The 236-nt window shown below is 41.1% G+C and carries 1 protein-coding gene; it reads right to left on the bottom strand.

The genetic code is table 11. From position 1 onward, the window contains the following. The coding region (locus ACPYOJ_RS36785) for a hypothetical protein (RefSeq protein WP_481420604.1) at nucleotides 1-190 on the bottom strand (190 nt) is incomplete at its 3' end. Between the last annotated feature and the right edge of the window lie 46 nt (nucleotides 191-236).

The raw sequence follows: 236 nt of genomic DNA, 5'->3' as shown, positions 1-236 counted from the left end.
CAGATAGTGGAACGAAAGCTTTAATAACTTTAGCGTTGTTTCTATCATCCATACCGTTTACAGTACCTCTTCTTCTGTTAAGGCCACCTACGATATCACCCATATATTCTTCCGGAGTTACAACTTCCAGTTTCATAATTGGTTCCATGATCACCGCTTTAGCTGCTCTACCAGATTCTTTGAATCCCATTTTAGCTGCTAATTCGAAAGATAGCTGATCCGAGTCAACCTGGTGG

The sequence above is a fragment of the Rhizobium sp. SVR5-9E genome, from assembly GCF_056755095.1.
This window is presented reverse-complemented; position numbering and strand designations above follow the sequence as displayed.